The sequence below is a fragment of the Brevibacterium aurantiacum genome, from assembly GCF_007558825.1.
In the GTDB taxonomy this organism is placed as follows: domain Bacteria; phylum Actinomycetota; class Actinomycetes; order Actinomycetales; family Brevibacteriaceae; genus Brevibacterium; species Brevibacterium aurantiacum_A.
On the sequence record NZ_VLTK01000032.1, the window covers coordinates 1 to 5,954 of the forward strand.

Consider the following 5,954-nt stretch of genomic DNA (forward strand, 5'->3'; position numbering starts at 1 on the left):
TACCGCCCCTCTTGCATGCCTCTACGCTGTCGTCATTGCGTAACGGCCACCGCCTGGCGGTGGCGGCCGAGACAAGCCACCCGTCCCAATACCAGGTTCCCGGTCCCTCGGCCGACTGAGTCGGTGTTCAAGGGGCTCGACCCCGGCTGGTGTGGAGTCTCTACCCCAGTCTCCCTACCAGCCCGGCCTCGGCGGGCACAGCGAGATGCTCATGGTCCATGCTCGTCACCCAACCCCGTTCAGGTGAGACTGCACAATCGTCCCACGCAATTCCGACCCCAGGTTGTGTCCGCCATGGGAAGTTCAGATCCTCAGAAGAAGTACCCCGTGGGTGCCACCAGCTGCGCAAATTCGACAAGGAGCCACAGCACGCCGAAGAGGCAGCCGGAATAGATGAGAGCGGTGAGTATCTTCGTTCGGGCCACCGCCAGGAGGAATACGAAGGTGAAGAGCCCGGAACCGATGAGCATCCCAAGGACGAAAACCACCCAAATGTACCCGAGTATCCACAGCGCAGAGAGACCGACGATCTTCAGTCGCTTCTGCCACATGTCGTCGAAACGACCGAATCCGAATTTCCGGATTTGCAAGGCGTCACGAAATACGCTGAACAGGGCGAGGAGTATTCCCACTATTCCCACTGCGAGCGGGAACAGTCGGCCATTGCTCGAGAAGTCCACCGCGAGCACCACCGTTGCGATGAAGAACGCCAATGCCAATCCGGATACCAACAACTCTACAAAGCCGGGGACAGGCATGTCGGACTTCTCCGACATTTGGATGTCATGTTCGGGCGCCGAGTCCTCCGCATCAGATGTCGGAGACGATGACGTCGTCGCTCCTCCTGCCTCGCCGCTCAAGGTGTCAAAACCGTAGTTCGTAGCAGGTTTCTGCCCCGAGACACTGACCGCGGAAGGCTCAAAGGTCTCAACTGATTTGCGCTTACGGTTACGGAACAGCGGAATCACAACCGAAGCGGCCAAGATCCCCGCGATGATCAGCACAATTGGTCGCATCGCCCACTCCCCGCCGGGAAAGGCGTTAATCGTGAGGAAATAATAGCGCTCAAGAGGCTCGGCCAGCACGAACGCAATGAGGAACGGTGCGCGCGGAATATTCGCCACCTTGCAGATCCAGCCGATGATCCCGAGGAGGAACATCAGATAGAACACACTGAGGTTGAGCGGCTCCTGGAATCCGCTGAGGAAGAGTACCGGGATCAGGGTGGCTGCCAGCAGGGGAAAGGATACGAAGCTCAGCCGCGCCAGCGGACGGGCGAGGAAGAACGACAGGGCCGCGCCGAACACACTGGCGATCGCGAACGCCCACACAATGAAATAGACCAGATCAAGATCGTTGGTGATCAGGGTCGGCCCTGGTTGGATTCCGAAAATGAGTAGCACCCCAAGCAGCAGAGCGAATGGCGCGGCGCCAGGCACCCCGAACAGGAGAGTCGGGATCAGCGCACCGGACTCGATGCCGTTGCTGGCTGCCGAAGGAGCTATGACTCCGCGCGGGTCGCCCTTCCCGAATCTCGAATTCTTCTTCCGTGCGGCGAAGGCCTGAGCCTGCCCATAGGACAGCCATGAGCCTGCAGTCGACCCCACACCCGGTAGGATCCCGACGCCCACGCCGACAGCCGAACCGCGAAGCACATCGCCTTTGTACCGGACGATGTCCTTGACACCTTCGCGCCACCCACGCCCCAGATCGAATTTGCCATCGGAGACAGCGGTCTTCTTGGCCACCAGATCGATGATCTCAGCGAGGCCAAAGATCCCCAATGCCGCCGCCACCAGGCCGATGCCGTCTGTAAGAAACTCCGATCCGAAGGTATATCGGTATTCCGCAGAGACCGGGGATACACCCACCAGCCCCAGCCCCAGGCCAAACACGGAGACGAGAAGCCCCTTGACGATGTTGCCCTTGGACAGAAGGGCCGTCAGAAAGACGCCCATGACGATGAGCCCGAAGATCTCCGGGGAGCCGAAGGAGGTCACTAGCGGAGTGGCAATGGGGATGACTAGGGTCAGTGCGACGATGCCAATGAGACCCCCGACCATCGAGGCGATGAAGCTCGCCGACAGAGCACGACCGCCTGCCCCCTTCTTCGCCATCTCATGACCATCGAGTAGGAACACCGAGGCCGCGGCGGATCCGGGTATTCCCAACACCACCGAGGTTATGACATCCGAGGTGTGGACCACCGCCACTGCACCGATGATCATGGCAATCGCCTGGTTCGGTTCCAGAACGAAGACGAAAGGAAGCAGTACCGCGACTGCTCCGGTACCGCCCAACCCGGGTATCACCCCAATGACGATGCCGACGACGACGCCCACTCCTAGGTAGATGAGCATCGTGGGGTCCGCAAAGGCCACAAGGGCCTCCTGTGCTGCTTCAAGCATCTTTGCTACCTCAATTCGATTGTCGACTGTTTCAGTCGAATACTGCGCCGTACTTGTCGCTGAGCAATGTTTTGGTGAAGGAGAGCACGTCATCATCGAGCTTCATTGCTGCCCGAAATTCGTCTCGTGCTTCGCTTCCGGCCACAAGGCCGTATCCGCCCAGTACCTCACCGGCTTCTTCCGCGAACTCGTCGTCTGCGTTGAGAGCTTCGACCATCCGGGTGTACTGATCAATCACAGCGGGGTCGGTGCCAGCGTTGGCCCACAGGCCCTTTTGGTAGAAGAAGCCAGGGACAACGAATGCCTGCAGTGCCCGAAAGGCAGCAGCCTCATGGATAGTCGGCTTCTTCGATTCGGACTTCTCGGCGAATATCTCGGTGATGGTGGGAATATCCGGAACGTTGGGGTCGCGCTCAACTTTGCCGTCGACCAGACTGCCGATTGAGAACAAGGGGACGGCTTTGCCTACATCAACGAGCGGCTGAACCTGCTTGAGATAGGCCGATGTCGTTTGGAAGTCCAGATCTGCCTCCCCCCGCTGCACAGCCAGCCGAGTTGGTCCGCGCCCTTCCATGCCGAACACTCCGCGCAGTTTCGCGCCCAGGGATTCGAGAGCCAGAAGCGGAATCAGATCCAGGCCTGATGCGGACATTCCTCCGTAGCGATACGCCTCACTGTTGCTGAAGAGATCCTCGATTGATGTGATCCCGCTGTCTGAACTCGTCCACAGAACCGCGCCGGTGCCGTTGAGCGCGAGCGGCTCCATCTCAGTGAAGTCGAATTCGACAGTGCTTTGTCCCAACATGCTTTGAAAGTAGGTCGTCGCCGAAGCGACGAGGGTCTGCCGGCCGTCAGTAACGTCGGCCCCCACGAAGGCGTTGGTCCCAGTGATGGACTCGCCGCCGGGAATGTTCTCGATCTGATAGCGATCCACGCCCTTCTGCTGCTCAGCGAAATAGGGCGTAATGAAGCGTCCCCAGGTATCGGTGCCACCGCCTGCCGAGTACGGAATGACGACGTCGACGATCCCCTTGCCCGAGGGCTGGTACGCCGTCTGAGCCGGCGCGCATCCTGCCAGGGCGGCGAGGACGCCGAAGCCACCGATGCTGAACGCCTTCCGACGCGAGACGTTTGATTCGAAGAAGTGCTGCATTGCACTGTTCCTTTCGCGGATGAATTGAACTTCGCTGTTCGCCGGGTCCGGAGCGATCTGCTCGCCGGAGGACCCCCGACAGCCGCTAGTCGTCGATGTTAGGCACCGGAAGCTGCGCGAGGGCCAAAGTGCGCGAAGTGCGTCGCACCGTGACGATTCGCCCATCTTTGCGGTCATACACATTCGACTTGAGCACTCCCGAAGGAATCCTGATACGAACCGCATCCGAAACGGGACCCCGTAACGCCTGTGCCACAGTCGTCTCAGGAGTCAACGCCGCAATCGTCACGCCGACGCTGCCGGTGATCGGCATGGCCGGGTGGGGCTTGCCCATTGACAACATGAGCACTTGGATATCCGCGTCAGGCAATGCAGTGGCGCCGACGATGCCGAGCTTCGGCACGGCCCGCTCTGCTTCCTCGCCGGGGCTCGCCAGACCCATTGCCTCGGCGGCACTGCGGCGGAAGTCTTCGAGCTCGCCAAGTCGGTCCTCAATAAGTGATGGCCAACGATCGAATTCGGTCGATTCGAGACCGAGATCATTCGCATTGATCATCACCAGAGGCGCTCCTGCATCAATCAAGCTCACGGTCACCTGCCGTCTTTCCGGAATCGCCAGCGAGGTACGGGGCTCTCCAGCGGGCAGCAACGCACCTGTGGTCATCCCCTCGGGCGACAGGAATCCCAGATCCACCCTGTGGCCGGCGAAAACGGTACCAGGAATCGTCTCGGTTCCCTCAGCCGGCAGACGGCCACCCGGAGTCGGAATGGACTGAATGATGATCTGGCCCGTGTTGGTATTGCGAGTGCGTATCTCTGTAACGTCGCCGCGGATCTCGACCCAGCCGCGCTCTATCGCATAGAGCCCAACGGCTGCCGAGCAGTTCCCGCAGTTGCTGCCCCAATCGACACGCGCCTCATCGATTCTGACTTGAGCAAAAGTGTAAATAATGTCGCAATCATCATCTGAGCTTCGCTCAACGATCAGGGCCTTGCTCGTCGTTGACGTCCCTCCTCCAACGCCATCCAATTGGCGTGGGTCCGGACTGCCGAAGATCCGAGGCAAAAGTACATCGACCTCAATCCCGAAGCTGTTCAACTCCTCGGCGTCGAAAGCCCAGCACTTGCTGGTACCTCCACGCATCCACCGCGCGTTGACCATTCTCTCTGTGGATTCCTCCAGGGCCTTCATCATGCCATTTATCGTGACGAGGAAATGAATGAAGCACAATGTTCAAATAATAAAGTTGATTGCACTTATTCTTAATTCCTATATCCGTTACCGAAAGCATCCGCGGAAGACGCGCAGGAACAGGTACCTCATCGCGCCGAATTACTGCTATGCAAAGAATGCGCACAGCGTTAAAGGTATGCTTCATTTATGGCGACTTTTGACACGAAAAGACTGGAGATCTTTGTCCAGACTGTGAACACCGGGTCGATCACGGCCGCCGCTGATCTGCTCGGCGGCACAACCTCTGGGGCTTCCCAACAGCTACGAAGGCTCGAGCAGGAGACTGGCCAGCCCCTTCTACGGCGGCGCTCACGCGGGGTGGTCCCGACCGAGGCCGGAATGATTCTGGCGGCACACGCGCGCAAGATCCTCAGCCGCATGGACGCAGCTCAAGCTGATCTGGACGATCTGACACACGGACGTCGGGGCTCGCTGGTCATCGGAGCGTTCCCCACAGTGGCGTCCTCGTTCCTTCCCGTGGTCATTGAGAGATTCAAGAGCCAATATCCCTCCGTCACGCTGTCGATCCGCAGCACACGACTCGATCAGCTGGTCAACGACCTGGAACGAGGCCAGACTCATCTGTCTCTGCTCTGGGACCATCCATGGAGACCCCTAACCGCAGAAGGCATACGGATCGACGAACTCTTCCGTGAATCCTTCGTCGTCCTCGTATCTCGCCATCATCGCTTGGCTGACGTCAAAAGCGTCAGCATGGGCGACCTTGCGGCTGAATCCTGGGTTGTACGGGCGCAGAACCATCCAGTTGTCGAAGTCCTCGATCGAGCAGCAACCGCAGCTGGCTTCCACCCATCGATCGCGATGTACGCCAATGACTATCAGGAGGCCCAAGCGATGGTGAGCGCGGGAATCGGCGTGGCATTGGCACCGATGAGCGCAGTTGACGTCCCACACCCAGGAGTTCAACTGCTCAGTCTCGGCGAGGCTGCCCCAGTACGCAGGATCATGGTCGGGCAACGCGAAGAACGTGTCTACTCACCAGCCGAGATGGCTTTCCGGACGACTCTGATCGAAAGTGTCAAAGGACGCCATCAAGGTGATTCCACTCCCCCGAATAGTCAATACTGACCGTTCGGGGACCAGCAGCGCTGATTCTTTCAGCCTCACGCAGTAACTGAAGAGGGGCGGTACTCCAAAC

4 protein-coding genes are annotated in these 5,954 nt (G+C 59.3%); 1 reads left to right on the top strand and 3 read right to left on the bottom strand.

The window, feature by feature from the left end; all coding sequences use genetic code 11:
- Window positions 1–311 precede the first annotated feature (311 nt).
- The 3 genes from FO013_RS21995 to FO013_RS22005 form a co-directional block, all read right to left on the bottom strand.
- A complete protein-coding gene (locus FO013_RS21995) occupies window positions 312–2,408 on the bottom strand; it encodes a tripartite tricarboxylate transporter permease (protein WP_186293275.1) in 2,097 nt (698 codons plus the stop codon).
- Between the two features lie 31 nt (window positions 2,409–2,439).
- Window positions 2,440–3,561, bottom strand: a complete 1,122-nt coding sequence (locus FO013_RS22000; RefSeq protein WP_143924703.1) for a Bug family tripartite tricarboxylate transporter substrate binding protein — start codon at window positions 3,559–3,561, stop codon at window positions 2,440–2,442.
- A gap of 85 nt (window positions 3,562–3,646) precedes the next feature.
- The gene (locus FO013_RS22005; RefSeq protein ID WP_260848331.1) at window positions 3,647–4,756 is read right to left on the bottom strand and encodes a PrpF domain-containing protein; all 1,110 of its coding nucleotides are present in this window, start codon (window positions 4,754–4,756) and stop codon (window positions 3,647–3,649) included.
- Between the two features lie 186 nt (window positions 4,757–4,942).
- Between FO013_RS22005 and FO013_RS22010 the strand changes: the two genes are divergently transcribed.
- Entirely contained in the window at window positions 4,943–5,884 is a 942-nt protein-coding gene (locus tag FO013_RS22010; protein ID WP_143924704.1) for a LysR family transcriptional regulator, read from the top strand.
- The last annotated feature ends 70 nt before the right edge of the window (window positions 5,885–5,954 follow it).